15 protein-coding genes are annotated in these 14,616 nt (G+C 39.7%); 6 read left to right on the plus strand and 9 right to left on the minus strand.

What is annotated here, in order from left to right; genetic code table 11:
* Positions 1-6: 6 nt before the first annotated feature.
* The 4 genes from QQK02_RS04260 to QQK02_RS04275 all read left to right on the plus strand — a co-directional run bounded on the left by QQK02_RS04260 (position 7) and on the right by QQK02_RS04275 (position 2,379).
* Positions 7-630: a TetR/AcrR family transcriptional regulator gene (locus tag QQK02_RS04260; protein WP_284206717.1), complete on the plus strand. Its 624-nt coding sequence runs from the start codon at positions 7-9 to the stop codon at positions 628-630.
* A 160-nt stretch (positions 631-790) separates the two neighbouring features.
* Positions 791-1,282 carry a DUF2878 domain-containing protein gene (locus tag QQK02_RS04265; protein ID WP_284206718.1) on the plus strand — a complete coding sequence of 164 codons (492 nt, stop codon included), beginning with the start codon at positions 791-793 and terminating at the stop codon, positions 1,280-1,282.
* Entirely contained in the window at positions 1,254-1,823 is a 570-nt protein-coding gene (locus QQK02_RS04270; protein WP_284206719.1) for a chalcone isomerase family protein, read from the plus strand. Before QQK02_RS04265 ends, QQK02_RS04270 begins: the two co-directional genes overlap by 29 nt.
* A complete protein-coding gene (locus QQK02_RS04275) occupies positions 1,816-2,379 on the plus strand; it encodes a DUF3833 domain-containing protein (protein WP_284206720.1) in 564 nt (187 codons plus the stop codon). The genes QQK02_RS04270 and QQK02_RS04275 overlap by 8 nt, the downstream gene beginning before the upstream one ends.
* Before the next feature lie 44 nt (positions 2,380-2,423).
* On the opposite strand, the gene QQK02_RS04280 is transcribed toward QQK02_RS04275, so the two are convergent.
* The 5 genes from QQK02_RS04280 to rppH form a co-directional block, all read right to left on the minus strand.
* Positions 2,424-3,275 (minus strand): thymidylate synthase, encoded by an 852-nt coding sequence (locus QQK02_RS04280; protein WP_284206721.1) that lies wholly within the window; start codon positions 3,273-3,275, stop codon positions 2,424-2,426.
* A gap of 12 nt (positions 3,276-3,287) precedes the next feature.
* Positions 3,288-4,094 carry a prolipoprotein diacylglyceryl transferase gene (gene lgt, locus QQK02_RS04285; protein ID WP_284206722.1) on the minus strand — a complete coding sequence of 269 codons (807 nt, stop codon included), beginning with the start codon at positions 4,092-4,094 and terminating at the stop codon, positions 3,288-3,290.
* Positions 4,095-4,142: 48 nt separating this feature from the next.
* Positions 4,143-4,943, minus strand: coding sequence for a sulfite exporter TauE/SafE family protein (locus tag QQK02_RS04290; RefSeq protein ID WP_284206723.1), 801 nt, complete (start codon positions 4,941-4,943; stop codon positions 4,143-4,145).
* A 9-nt stretch (positions 4,944-4,952) separates the two neighbouring features.
* Positions 4,953-7,217, minus strand: coding sequence for a phosphoenolpyruvate--protein phosphotransferase (gene ptsP / locus QQK02_RS04295; protein WP_284206724.1), 2,265 nt, complete (start codon positions 7,215-7,217; stop codon positions 4,953-4,955).
* Positions 7,218-7,286: 69 nt separating this feature from the next.
* Positions 7,287-7,793 (minus strand): RNA pyrophosphohydrolase, encoded by a 507-nt coding sequence (gene rppH / locus QQK02_RS04300; protein WP_284206909.1) that lies wholly within the window; start codon positions 7,791-7,793, stop codon positions 7,287-7,289.
* A gap of 135 nt (positions 7,794-7,928) precedes the next feature.
* Between rppH and mutH the strand changes: the two genes are divergently transcribed.
* Complete coding sequence (gene mutH, locus QQK02_RS04305; protein ID WP_284206725.1) at positions 7,929-8,609, plus strand: DNA mismatch repair endonuclease MutH; 681 nt, start codon at positions 7,929-7,931, stop codon at positions 8,607-8,609.
* 102 nt (positions 8,610-8,711) lie between these two features.
* On the plus strand, positions 8,712-10,160 hold the full coding sequence (locus tag QQK02_RS04310) for a sensor domain-containing diguanylate cyclase (RefSeq protein ID WP_284206727.1): 1,449 nt from the start codon (positions 8,712-8,714) through the stop codon (positions 10,158-10,160).
* 20 nt (positions 10,161-10,180) lie between these two features.
* On the opposite strand, the gene QQK02_RS04315 is transcribed toward QQK02_RS04310, so the two are convergent.
* The 4 genes from QQK02_RS04315 to msrQ all read right to left on the minus strand — a co-directional run bounded on the left by QQK02_RS04315 (position 10,181) and on the right by msrQ (position 14,614).
* Positions 10,181-11,071: a D-hexose-6-phosphate mutarotase gene (locus QQK02_RS04315; RefSeq protein WP_284206729.1), complete on the minus strand. Its 891-nt coding sequence runs from the start codon at positions 11,069-11,071 to the stop codon at positions 10,181-10,183.
* Between the two features lie 139 nt (positions 11,072-11,210).
* Complete coding sequence (locus QQK02_RS04320; RefSeq protein ID WP_284206730.1) at positions 11,211-12,446, minus strand: amidohydrolase family protein; 1,236 nt, start codon at positions 12,444-12,446, stop codon at positions 11,211-11,213.
* An 11-nt stretch (positions 12,447-12,457) separates the two neighbouring features.
* Positions 12,458-13,840: an amidohydrolase gene (locus QQK02_RS04325; protein ID WP_284206731.1), complete on the minus strand. Its 1,383-nt coding sequence runs from the start codon at positions 13,838-13,840 to the stop codon at positions 12,458-12,460.
* A gap of 183 nt (positions 13,841-14,023) precedes the next feature.
* Positions 14,024-14,614 carry a protein-methionine-sulfoxide reductase heme-binding subunit MsrQ gene (gene msrQ, locus QQK02_RS04330; RefSeq protein ID WP_284206732.1) on the minus strand — a complete coding sequence of 197 codons (591 nt, stop codon included), beginning with the start codon at positions 14,612-14,614 and terminating at the stop codon, positions 14,024-14,026.
* Between the last annotated feature and the right edge of the window lie 2 nt (positions 14,615-14,616).

Here is a 14,616-nt window from a genome sequence, read left to right on the forward strand (position 1 = left end):
TAAAATATGGCGCCAACTGAAACTAATAAAAAAACAAAATATCATCATGGTGATTTGCGCCAAGCATTGATTGCATCAGCAACAAACATGGTTGAAAGCGAAGGTGTGAATGGACTATCACTAAGAAAACTTGCCGAAAAGGTTAACGTTTCAAGAACCGCGGCCTATCATCATTTTAAAGATAAACATGATTTACTCTGTGCAATAGCGGCCCAAGGGTTTGCCCAATGGCAAGCAATGGCTGAAGTTATTTCTAAAGATGACAGTTTGTCATCACGTGAAAAGTTTAAACAATTCTTTTTAAAGTATATTCAATTTGCAATTAATAACGCCGCTATTTATGAGCTGATGTTTGGTCACCAACTATGGCAAAGCGAAGGCGATAATAGCGCATTAAAAGATGTGTCTTACCCCTGTTTTCAATACCAAGTTGAAATGACTCGATTGTGGCAACAACAAGGTATTTTTCCTTCGTCTGAAAACCCAACTAGGCTTGCCCAAGTGACATGGGCAACAATGCATGGCTTGGCTAAATTATATATCGACGGTATCTATACACAAAGCTCAACGATTGAAGATATGTGTGATACCGCGATAAACCTATTGGTGATTAACAAACCGGCGAACTAACCTGCGATAAATATTGCCAAGTTAGCAACGCTTGGTCATCTTGTACCCCATCAATTTTCGGCGAACTTTGATTTAATCACCAAAAGTTTGCCTCGTAACTAAACCATTCTAGAAATTGCCACGTATAACCACATACTTATTTCTGACTTTGCTCGTTGATATGTGGTTACTCAATAACCTCGCTTTTAATGCCATCTGGTTTGCTGCCATTTTTTTTCAAAACCTGGCGCTTCCTTTTGGCGTTTTTTTTATTGCACTTCATTGCTGGTACTTTAATCAGCAGCGTGAAATTTTTGTTGTAATTTATGTGTTGTTAATTGGGATTTTTGTTGACACATTGTTGATGCAGCTAGGCGTATTTATATTCGAAGGCCAACAATACACAATTCCTTTTTGGTTAATGCTTATTTGGGCTGCTTTTGGCGCAACGATAAATCATAGCTTGGCATTTTTGAAAAAGAACAAGCAGTTGGCTTTCATTGTTGGCGCTATCTTTCCACCACTAAGTTATTTTGCAGGAGAGAAATTCGGGGTTGTTACTTTCGGCTATTCGACAACATCAACCACCTTGCTGCTTGCCATTATTTGGGCACCTTTACTCTATCATCTAACGCAGGTTTCATATGAAAAAAAGTATTTTGCTGACGCTTAACCGGTTAATGATGACTGTCATCGTAGCAATGAGTTTATTTTCGACAAATTCGATGGCTAATTCGGGCACACTGATAGAAAACCAAACTGATTTAGAAACAGTATCTGGCCATTTTAAAGATGTGGGTCAGGCAAAATTTAGAGTACTGTTTTTCAATATTTATCAAAGTCGTTTAGCCAGTGAAAGTGGCGAGTTCGATAAACAGACTGCCTATGTATTTGAAATCACATATTTAAGGGACATTACTCAGTCAGACCTCATTGAGCGAACAATTGAGCAGTGGCAGCATTTGGGGATTGATGAGCGTCAATACCAAGCTTATTTACCTAAACTACAAGCCTTGTGGCCTAATATCAAAAAAGGTGATCAACTCGCATTATTCGTTGAAAATAACCAGGCTCAGTTCTTCTATAATCAAGCCTTTATAGGCGAAGTAAATAACGGAACTTTTGCCGACGACTTTTTGGCAATTTGGCTGAGTGAAAAAACCAGTCAACCTAAGTTAAGGCAGCAACTATTAGGTATGCACAGTAATGGATAAATTAACTAAACTGATTTTTAGCATGATGCTCTGTTTTACTTTATTGGGCTGCCAAGCGAAACTAAATGATTATGACAACACAGATCCAATATTACGCTTTGAAGACTATTTTAACGGGCCAATCACAGCTTGGGGCCTAGTGCAGGATTACAGCAATAAAGTGACAAGAAGATTTTGTGTCGAAATGGTTGGTACATGGCAGGGTAATAAAGGCGTATTGGCAGAAACCTTCTATTTCGATGATGGTGAAGTGAGTTATCGAAATTGGCAGCTAACAAAGCAAGCAAACAATCAGTACACGGGTAATGCTGAAGACGTGATTGGTGAAGCTAACGGGGCAACCAATGGCTTTGCGGGGCAATGGCAATATACGCTCTCTCTTGATATCGACGACAGCATATATCATTTCACTTTAGACGATTGGCTTTATCAGATTGACCAACACCGTGCATTCAATCGAGCAAAAATGAAGAAATTTGGTATTGAAGTAGCTGAACTCACGCTATTTTTTGATAAACAAACACCACTACGAAAATGTACTAAAAAAGGCGCTTAAAGCGCCTTTTTTCTATTCTCAAGCATTAACCTGTTAAGTAAATACTAGACAGCAAAAGGGTATTTTATTGGGTCGTGACATTGATAGCCAACCACGTCAAAATCATCCGTTGTGACCCAGCTTTCAATATCTTCAAGAGATTGAATTTTTGGATTAATCTTAAGTTGTGGCGCAGGGAATGGTTCACGCTTCAATTGCACGTCACGCATTAAATCAAGCTGGTTTTCATAAATATGTGCATTAATAATTTTATGATAAGCCTTACCCGGTTTATGACCGGTGATTTGCGCCATTAAAGCAAGTAACACAAAACATTGAATTTGATTGAAATTCAACCCCAACGGCACGTCACAGCTGCGTTGCGTACTATTTAAATATAAGGTACCACCTAACAATGAAAACTGGTGTGAATGCATACATGGACGCAAACAGCCTAACTCAAACTCACCTGGGTTATAGAAGGTAACAATTTCCCCTCTATCATCAATACCTTTTGATAAGTTATCGACAACCTTTTTAAGCTGATCTAATGTGCTACCGTCAGGGCGTTGCCAAGAGCGACCTTGAACACCGTAAACACGGCCCATGTCATCATCGCCTTTACGCGCTGGATTGTTCAGCCATGCGTCGTTTTGATTTGCATTAGCATCCCACGTTTTGCAGCCTATCTCGCGAAATTGAGCAGCATTGTCATAGCCACGTAAGTAACCTAAAAGTTCAGCAATCGCCGCTTTATAAAAGCTTTTGCGCGTTGTAATAAGTGGAAACTGATTGTTCGCAACGTCATATTCAAGATCGGCATTAATAACCGTTAAACATTTTATGCCAGTGCGCTTATTTTCAACCCATTCGCCTTCATCAACAATGCGCTGACATAAATCTAAATACTGTTTCATAACGCCTTAACCTTATCTTTTTGCTTGAACCTGGCGGTTTGAGCCGTAAATAATAATGAATAATCCAACAATTACCATAGGTAAACTTAATATTTGGCCCATTGAAATGTATTCAAAAAAGTAACCTAAATGATCATCGGGCTCTCTAAATAGCTCGACAAACATTCTGAAGATGCCGTAGCCAATCAAGAAGAGACCTGACAGTAACCCCACTGGTTGTTTCTTCTTACTCAAAAAGTATAAAACACCGAACAAAACTACACCTTCTAACGCAAACTCATAAAGTTGAGAAGGATGACGCGGCAACTGGTCAGGATCCGTTGGGAAGACAACAGCCCATGGTACATCGGTTGGTCGGCCCCAAAGTTCAGAGTTGATAAAGTTACCTAAACGCCCCATACCAAGACCAATTGGCACCAGTGGCGCAACAAAGTCACCAACGGCAAGAAAGTGTTTACCCTCTTTTCGCGCAAAAATAAAAATAGCAGTAATGACACCTAGTAAACCACCGTGGAACGACATTCCACCTTGCCAAATTTTAAAAAGATAAAGCGGATCTGCGACAAACAAATCAAACTGATAAAACAGGACATAACCTACGCGCCCACCTAAGATTACCCCAAGAAAGCCATAAAAGAGTAAATCGCTAACCTGCTCTCTCGTCCATAAACCTTCGCTACGATCCGCTGCTTTATTGGCTAAATACATAGCGGCAATAAAACCAATAAGATACATCAAACCATACCAACGAATGGCTAAAGGCCCGATCGAAAAAATAACCGGATCAATATTAGGAAACTGCAAATACTGCGTTGTCATAAAAATTCCACAATTTATATAATTATCATCAATTTATAAGGTTATTAATTACGAAGACACTAACATTTCAATAGCGACTAAAATTAAGAAACCTGCAAATAGTTTTTTCAACGTTCTCACTGGGAGTTTTGTTGCCAATTTAACACCAACTGGCGCAAACAAAAATGACGTCAATGTTATGCCTAGCAATGCTGGTAAGTAAATATAACCTACACTCCAAGGCGGTAAATTAGTTTGGTTTAACCCTGTAAAGATGAAACCCAACGAGCCAAATAATGCCACCATTAATCCGCATGCTGTGGCAGTGCCAATTGCCTGCCTAACCTGAATGCTTAGATAACTTAATGTTGGTATTAATATAACACCACCGGAAATGCCCATTAAGCTTGCTATTACCCCCGTGCCAACACCTATGGTATTCACTTTCCATTGTTTTGGGTACGCTTTAGTGCGTTCCACTTTTATCGATATAAGCATATACGCTGCTAATATCATCACAGCGGCTGCAAAAAATGAGGTGAGTGTTTTGGCTGGCAATAAATCAGCGATAAAAGAGCCCGCTAATGCACCAATACTAACGGCAACCATCAAAGGTTTAGCAATATGCCAAGGAATATTTCCATTTTTATGATGAGCAAATGCTGCTGACGAAGAGGTTACCACAATAGCGGCTAGCGATGTTGCCAACGCGATAGGCATGACGAGTTCAGACTCAATACCAAATAACGGCAACAAATAAACCAGTGCAGGAACAATGATTAGCCCGCCACCAATACCTAGTAAGCCAGCCATAAAACCGACAGACATACCCAGTACAGCACAAACCAATATAATGGTTAACGTTAACATGTGTTGATACTACATTCCTGCTCGAACAAAACCACCTAAACCGATGGACTCCAATTGCTCATTTAAATAATTTTTAATTTCTTTTGCGTTATCTAACGTTAAAACATGACCAAGCATATTCTTAGCCTGTGCTATCGATAGATGACGAATAATCCATTTTATACGCCCTACATTATGCGGGTTCATACTTAACTTATCAAAACCCATTGCGACAAGTAAGACAGCACCTGCAGCATCACCAGCCAGTTCACCACATAAACTTAAAGGAACTAAGGATGCTTGAGACTGTTTCGCAATTTCATTTAACGCACGAATTACCGATGGGTGATACGCATCATATAAATGTGCAACACGCGCGTTATTTCTATCCACAGCGAGTAAGTATTGTGTTAAATCATTACTACCAACAGAGAAGAAGTCGACTTTTGAAGCCAATTCTTTCATAAGGAAGATAGCACTTGGCACTTCGATCATTATACCAATTTTAGGTTTCAAAATATTTTCATTTAGTTCTTGGCATAACTCAAAATAAGCTTGGTTAATTAAGCGAACTGCTTCATCAACTTCAGCTACCGAAGCAATCATAGGCAACATGATTTCTAGGTTTCCACAGCCGACATTTGCTCTAATCATTGCGCGCACTTGTAGCAAGAATAATTCTGGATGATCGATAGATATTCTTATACCGCGCCAACCTAGAAATGGGTTGTCTTCTTTAATTGGAAAATAAGGTAGCGATTTGTCACCGCCAATATCAAGTGTTCGCATGGTTACCGATTGGCGTTCAAATGAAGACAGCACATTATAGTACCAAATCGACTGTTCCTGCTCCGATGGGAAACTTCGGCTTTCCATAAATGGAATTTCCGTTCGATAAAGTCCTATCCCTGTTGCACCAGCGCGTTTAGAGTGCTCAAAGCCTGAACTCAACCCAGCGTTCAACTGCAATTCGACCTTACGACCATCGGTAGTAACGGCGGGGAGGTGCTCAACGGCTTTAACCTTCTCAATTAACGCAATTTCTTCATTAACTAAATGTCTATACTCATTGAGCAAACTGTCTTCAGGATTAATAAACAATTCACCCGAATAGCCATCTACAATCGCATCAAGGTTATTAAAACTTGTTAAGTTGGTATTGTTTAAGCCCATAATTGCAGGAACACCAAGCGCTCGAGCTAAAATGGCGGCATGTGAGTTATTCGAACCTGAAAGTGAAACAACCCCTTCTAAACCTTTATGCTGGAAATCAGCAAGCATTGACGCGGTCACTTCCTCAGCCACCAAAATAAATGTTTCAGGTAACGGTTCTTGACGATTATCTTGTTGTTGCAGGTTTTGCAAAATACGGTTCGCTAAGTCTCGTATATCACTGGCACGCTCGCGAACATATTCATCTTCTAACGATTCAAATTGTATAACATAAGCATCAATTACAATTTTCAACGCACTTTGAGCACACCAACCCTGCTCTATTGTTGTATGAATTTCTTGCCCTAACTGCTCGCTTTCAAGCAAGTGTTTATACATTTCAAAAATATCAACACTGGTATCCGTGACAACGCCATGAAGCTGTTCAGTGATATCAATAAACTCTTGACGTGTTTTACGAATAGCTTGCTTAAGTAATTCGATTTGGCCTTTACTATCGTCACTTTTATGCAATGACAAATTGCGTAAATCAGCTTTTGGCTGACAAACGAACACAGGCGCTATTGCCACACCTGGAGAACCTGCGACGCCTTGAATATAAGGCCTAACTTGGTGTTGATTATCATGGCGAGACGACCAGCCACGATTTTTAGCGTTGGCTAATGATGCGGCCAATTGCGCAGACAAGGTCACCAAAAATGACTCTTCAGTTTCAGTAAAGTGTCGAGCTTGTTTTTGTTGAATTGAAATAACACCAAGTACTTGACCTTGGTGAATAATAGGCGTACCTAAAAAAGCGTTTAGGTCATCTTCTTCAACTTCTGGCGCTACCTTAAAGTGGGGGTGGTTGCGAGCGTCAGCTAAATTAAGTGGTTCTTCGCGCAAACCAACTAAACCAATAAGCCCTTCTGAAAAGCCCACGCGTGTTTGACCGAGAGATTGTTTGGCGAGGCCGTCAGAGGCAACCAATAGAAAATGTTGTTTTTGGTAGTCAGCTAAATGGACAGAACAACAATCTGTTTTCATGACTCGTTTCACTTCAGACGTCATACGATCAAGGGCTTTGTCTAGCTCGAAAGCTTGACTAAACTCTAGCACGATTCGTCTTAAGTTGGTTAACATAGTGTCCTTGAGTCAACAATAGAAAAAACAAACCGCTACTCAAAAAGAAGCGGTTTGATACATAGTAAACTACCCTCTTCTCTTACGCCTGTCATGACGATGAAAAGGTAAAGCTACAGGGGCAAATTCTTTCATGACTTTTCGATAAACTTCGCGTTTAAATGACACCACCTGCCTTACTGGGTACCAATAGCTTACCCAGCGGAAGTCATCAAATTCAGGATGCCCTGAATGTAATAAGTTAACGGCGCTATCTGGGCTGGTTAATTTTAATAAAAACCATTTTTGCTTTTGCCCGATACAAACCGGTTTACTGTCATGTCGAATTAATCGTTTTGGTAATTTATACCTCAGCCAATGTTTTGTGGAAGCAACAATTTTCACGTGTTCGGGTTTTAAACCAACTTCTTCGTATAATTCCCGATACATGGTTTGCTCAGCACTTTCTCCATCATCAACGCCACCTTGTGGAAATTGCCATGAATGCTGACCATATCTTCTTGCCCAAAAAACCTGTCCCCTGTCATTGATAATTACTATGCCGACATTGGCTCTATAGCCATCAGCATCTATCACAGGAACTCCTGAATAAATATTTAATTTATGCTTTGATTCTTCCACAATCTGTCGTTTCGAGCAAATGAATACTGACATTATTTTCCCTACTGTGTAAAAATAACCACGTAGCGTACAAAAATTAATAAAAACGGCATGAAACCAAAGGCTAACCCCCCTTTACATGAACAAGAGTTGCTTGAACGAGCACACCAACTAGCTGGTTTGTCATTAGGCGATATCGCCAATGACGCCGAAATAGCAGTACCAACAAGTCTCCGCAAAGAAAAAGGTTGGATAGGCCTTCTACTCGAGCACGTCTTAGGTGCTACAGCAGGTACTCAGGCGAAACCTGACTTTGATGAGCTAGGTATCGAATTAAAGACGATTCCCATTGATTTTACCGGTAAGCCTTTAGAAACAACCTTTGTCAGCGTTGCGCCGTTAATGGGCTTAGTTGGCGCGACATGGCAAACGAGCCACGTTTGTCACAAGCTTGCTAGAGTATTATGGGTACCTATCGTCAGTGAGAAACACCTTGCCATTAAGGATCGTATAGTGGCAACACCATTTATTTGGTCTCCGTCAGAAGAACAAGCTTCTTTATTAGCAAACGATTGGCAAGAATTGACAGATATGATTGTCTTGGGAGAAGTAGAAAAAATATCAGGAAAATACGGACAAGTACTGCAACTAAGGCCTAAAGCAGCAAATAGCCAAGCGAAAACCAAAGCATTTGATAAAGATGGCAATCTTTTTATGACCTTACCGAGAGGCTTTTATTTAAAAACCCAGTTTACGCACGAGCTAATAAAACAGCATTTACGTACAAATTAACTAAAATAAAAATTGCATATTGCGACTATAGAAAATAAGCTTATTCAATAAGTGGACATTGATTAGCACTTAATTGAAGTATTAGGGTTTTTAGAAAAACACATGAGACTTACCGATAAGTTTGATCGCTATATTACCGCTATCTTTTTTGCGACTATTTTTACTGTTATCGCAACGTCTTATTTCACCTTTAAAACAGTTATTTCTACCTATAATAAGCAACAGCAAGAAGCGACAATCCCTTTATTTTCCTGGATAAACTCTGAAGTCATTAGCCCACTGACGTTATCTAAATATATGGCTCAAGATCCTTTATTGATTGAGCTTGTCGAGCAAGAGACATTAAACAAAGCAATGCTTAACAAATTTCTGGAAGTTGTATCGCTCGAAGGTAAATTACGCTCATTCATTGCCATAGAGAAACACGGTATGATGATGGATTCAGATGGCTTAACGTTGGATTTTAGCCATCAAGACGCTGAATGGTACCAACGCATTAAACGTCTTGATAGTAATTACATTGCCGATATTGGTGACTCTGAAAACCCAACGCTTTTCTATGATGTAAAAATGTTTAATGATCAGCAAAACTTTATCGGCTTTACCGGTGTCGGTGTTGATCTTGATTTGTTTGCCAGTAAGCTATCTGATTTTAAAAATCGATTTGGTTTTGAAGTTTACTTTATTGATAAGGCCGGTCACATTACGTTATCTACCAATAGTCTAATGAAAACAGAAAGCCACCACCGACGTGACGAGCTTGTTCATATAGAGACATTTCCTTGGTATCAAAGTTATCAAAACAGTATGTCGAGTAATGTTAATGAATTTACTTACAACGCTGATAAAGAAATATTTACCGTTACCCATCTAGACATTGAAGAGCTTAGTTGGAAAGTCTTCGTTGTAGCACCGTCTGCAACTAGCCAAAAAACCTTTTGGTTAATACTCCTTAGTCGCTTTGGAATTTTTTTGCTCGTTGCTATGATCTTCTATTTCGCCTTTTTCTCCGTTTTAGAATTATTTAAAAAGGATATTGTTGCAGATGCAAATATTGATAACTTAACGGGTTTACCAAATCGCACATATGTAGAATGGAAATTCGAAAAACTATTAGATGAGTACAATGAACTTACCGTGGTTGTTGGAGATATTGACCACTTTAAATCAATTAATGACAATCACGGTCATTTGATTGGTGATAATATATTGAAACGCATAGCAAAATTATTGAGTGCTGATTTGCGTGATAAAGACATTGTTGCACGTTGGGGCGGTGAAGAGTTCTTAATGCTACTACCTGATACCTCACTTGAACAATCTGAGGAAATTTGTGAACGATTAAGACGTAACATTTCAGCATCGCGTTTTTATGGCAAAAGTAAAACAGATCCAATAAAAGTTACGATGAGTTTTGGTATTAGCCTTGAGCATTGTCAAAAACTAACATTCAGCGACTTTATCGAAAATGCCGATCAAGCCCTATACCTTGCTAAATCTAACGGGAGAGATCGCGTAGAAACCTTTAAAAGACCAAATAACCACGCGTGATTCAAGCTTACGCTTGCTTGCTAGATCGCTTGAATGGCTATTTTCTGACTTACTTCATAAGACTGACCAGCGGCTAAGGTTAACGGCTTGGTAAAGCCTGCCTCTAAGCAAACAAAATGCTGTTCGCCTCGCGGATGAATATCACTCATCGAGCTAGCTACCTCTTGTCCTGGGTTCCATAACACCCAATCTTGTGTTCCCTTCGTTGAAATAACGAGTTTTCGGTTGAAACCATAATCGAGCAAGGCTAATGCTTCATTACTTTTGTAAACTCTATCTTTTGGACCTCGACAATCAATTAAGCGCGTACACCTCTCACTGTCGGTAAGTTTGTCGTAATAAGGAATATTTGTTAAGTTTGGCACACATGCTTGCTCAGGCTGACTAACGTGAAAATAACTATGTAACGCGCCACTGTGTTCAAAAGCCTGCTCACCTAGATTATCTATTTTCAATGTTTGCTTAAATACGTCACCAAAAAATAAGGTTTGTGTCAGCTTAAAGCGATAAGGCCAAGTTTTAGCTAAGCTTTCACCAGCGAAGGTCAAAATCAAGCTAACACCATCATCATTCGATGATACATCTGCTAATTGCCAAATACTCGTGCGGGTAAATCCGTGATTAACTTCACCCACCTTAGGGCCAAACCAAGGCCAACATAAAGGGATTCCGCCACGAATTGCACTGCCTTGCGCGTATTTCGTCGCTTCAGAAAGCCAAAATACTTCACGTTGACTCGTTGGCTGCCAACTTAATACATGGCCAGCATATAAAGAGACAATGGCTTTACAACGAGAATGGATTATTTCTATTGTATCGATGCCTTCGGATAAGGAAATTTGGTTAATTTGACAGTTATCTTGATTTACTAATGATTGAGTTGTTTGAGCAGTGTTAGTCATGTTAGTCATGTTCAATACTATTTTCTTTTACTTTACCGTTTCTCAATGCTGTAAGAAAGCCTAAAAGTATTCTGCAACGCTTTAACCCACTTGTTATTTCCCATAAAAAAAGCCACATAGTGTGGCTTTATAAAAAAACGAAATTAACTTACTTCGTATAAGCTCTTGGCATATCGCTAGTTGCCATATAACGATCTCTCAACTTATCAGAGCGTGATTGCGTTGACACTTCTTTGCCATCAATCCAAATTTTATCCACCTTAGTACTTAATTCAAATGGATCAGCGCTCCACAGCACTAAATCAGCTGTTTTACCAACAGCGATCTCACCGGTGTTTAAGCCAAAGACTTCAGCAACATTTGATGTAATTGCTTCAAGTGCTTGCTCGCGTGATAAACCATTTGCAATGGCATTACCTGCATTAAAGCGCAACTGATACATATTGTGAGTGTCACCCCCAGATGTCATCACAACTTTTACACCTGCCTCAGTTAATTTAGCGGCATTGTCTAAAGAGGTATTCAACGCGTCAAAACTAGACGGTAAGTTATCTAAGGCATTGATGATTACTGGAACCTCAGCCTTTGCTAACTGCTCAGCTACTACAACCGCATCAGCAGCACTGCTAATCGCAATGTTTAAGCCAAATTGCTCTTTCAATTTAATGATATTTAGCAATTCGCTCGCGCGATCAGCATAAACAACCATTAACTTCTCGCCTGATAAAAGTGCTTCAAGCACTTTCTCATCACGCTTTAATTCGCTTTCTTTCTTGTCATCTTTTTTAGCCTTAGCCATTTTGTCTTGAAAGTCAGAAAGTTTATTCATCAGTTTTTGTAAATTAGTTGCACGAGAACCTTTGCTCTCAGCTCCTAGCTCCAAATAAACGGCATTGTTAGCAACACGCACGCTATCAAAGCCGCCAGATAAATCGGCATGGAAGATTTGACCTTTAAACATGTTGTCACCACCGCGAGGTGATACCATGCTTGAAGTAATACCACCTTTACGGGTATAGGCGATAACCGTAGATTTAGGATTGAACGCTAGACTTGGGTCAAAGGTAATGTCGGCACTTTTAGCGCCAGCATCACGGCTACGAGATACCGCGCCGACCTCAACCAAGCCTAAGTTATTCATGGCATTGATAATACCAGGCGTTAAGTTTTTACCTTCGGCATCAATAACTGTATCTGCTGATACGCTTTCTGGGTTAATTGCCGTGATTTTTCCGCCTTCAACGATTACGGTAGCGTTTTGTAAAACACCCTGCTCACCCGCTGTATGAACCGTTGCATTGGTAATTGCTAAGCTTTGAGCATTAACCCATGTAGAAGTCGCTGCAAGTGCTAACGTTAGTAGTGATGATTTAAATAATTTCATGATGCAGCTCCTTATTCTTGACCTAGTAGAAAATCACTTTTCGCTTGATACTTGTCATCAAAACGATCGTAAACTTTCGCGCCATCAACAAATACTTGTTCAGCTTGTGCATAAACGCTAAACGGACTTTGATTCCAAAGTACAACGTCTGCGTTTTTACCAACTTCTAAACTACCCGTTGTTTTCTCAACACCAAGCGATTTAGCTGCGTTATAAGTAATCCATGTGATTGCGTCTTCTTCTTTCAAGCTAAAGCCATTCTCATTGGCACGGAACATAATCTTACCGGCTTCTTGGTTCAAGCGTTGAATTGTTGAAGATGAATCAGAGTGAACAATTGCACATGAATTAGGCTTGCCGTCTACGATTGCAACGTTTTCTTGCACCATATCGTATGCTTCCATTTTAAAGCCCCACCAATCTGGCCACATTGCTGCACAGTTACCATTTTCAGCAAGTAAATCTGCAATTTTATATCCTTCAATGGCATGGTGGAAGGTACCCGAGTGGTAATTAAACTCTTTACCAAGGTCAATCATCATTGCCATTTCTTCAGCTTTATAACAATGGTTATGAATCATGATATCGCCATCTAAAACACCCATTAAGGTATCTAATTCAATATCACGGGTTGGCGCTGTTGGGTTTTTACCTGCATCATAATCAGCATTGTACTTATCCCAAGCACGCTTATATTCAGCGGCTTCAGCAAAAGCCATGCGATAACCTGCCATATTACCCATACGTGTTGAAGGCGCTACTTTTCTGCTACCGTAAACACGCTTAGGGTTTTCACCACAAGCCATTTTCAAACCATAAGGCGCTTCTGGAAATTTCATTCCCTGCATCGTATGACTAGGCACGTTTCGTAACGTTACACCACGACCACCAAATAAGTTGGCTGAGCCGGGTAAAATTTGAAGGGTTGTAATACCACCAGCTCGCGCGGCTTCAAAGCCTGGATCTTGCGGCCAAATGCCATGTTCAGCCCATACTTCTGAAGTATTAGGCCCTGTCATCTCATTACCATCTGAATGAGACTCAACGCTTGGGCTTGGGTAAACACCTAAGTGAGAGTGTACGTCGATAATACCAGGTGTTATCCACTTACCTGTTGCATCAACTTCTGTTGCATTGCTTTTTGAAAGGTTTTGGCCAATTTCAGCGATCTTACCGTCAACTAATAAAACATCGCTATTTTCAAGGCGCTCACCTGTGCCAGTTAAAACAGTGGCATTTTTTAATAATGTTGCGCTTGACGGTAACGCTTTATAAGAACTTGGAAATGGGTTTTTATTGATGCTGACCCTAGGGTCTTGTTTTTCTGACTGCATACAGGCAGTAAGTGCTAGTGACATACCAGCAACTAATAACGTTGGTACAAATTTTTGCATTATTGAGGTCCCATGGTTGTTTCTGCAATTATGCGAACAACTTCATCGTTAGAATAGTTAGTTTATAGAACTTGCACACAGACCTTATATCTATTTTAAAAAAACAACAATAGTAAATTCGAACGCTAGATTAATTTATCGACAAGTTGATGATTTTTCACGATACAACGTTTCAAAAAGCCACTATTTAGTGAAAATTTTATGTATGCGATCTTTTCTTAGCCACAATAAAACAAACGTTATAACTATGTATAACCCTGGCTCAATTAACTCTGACTTTACTGACCAATAAAAGTGAATAGCAACAAGCGTCACAATAATATAATTACCATAATGAAGTTTCTGCCAACGGCTTTTCATTTTTCGTTTGATTACGCCTATTGAAGTAACAGCCATGGGTACTAACCACAAAAAGGCCAACATACCGATTGTGATGTAAGGGCGCTCTAGAATTTCTTTGATAATTAATTGCCATTCAAATTGCAAATCAAAGGCAATAAAACTTAACAGATGACATGAAGCATAGGTAAAGGCATAAAGTCCTAACAACCTCCTAACCTGCATTAAATAGCCAAGTTTGAAGCGTTGTGCAATTGGTGTGACGGTTAATGTAATTAACAATAAATTAAAGGCACCTATGCCAGTAAAATGGATAATCGCCTTAACAGGATCACCACCAAGTTGATCGCCTATCGCTAGGTAATATTGACTGATCAATAAACCAAGGGCAATAACATGAATAACACTCTTAATCAGGAAAATTTTTTTTGACACCG

This window comes from Thalassotalea eurytherma (assembly GCF_030161415.1).
Lineage (GTDB): Bacteria > Pseudomonadota > Gammaproteobacteria > Enterobacterales > Alteromonadaceae > Thalassotalea_G > Thalassotalea_G eurytherma.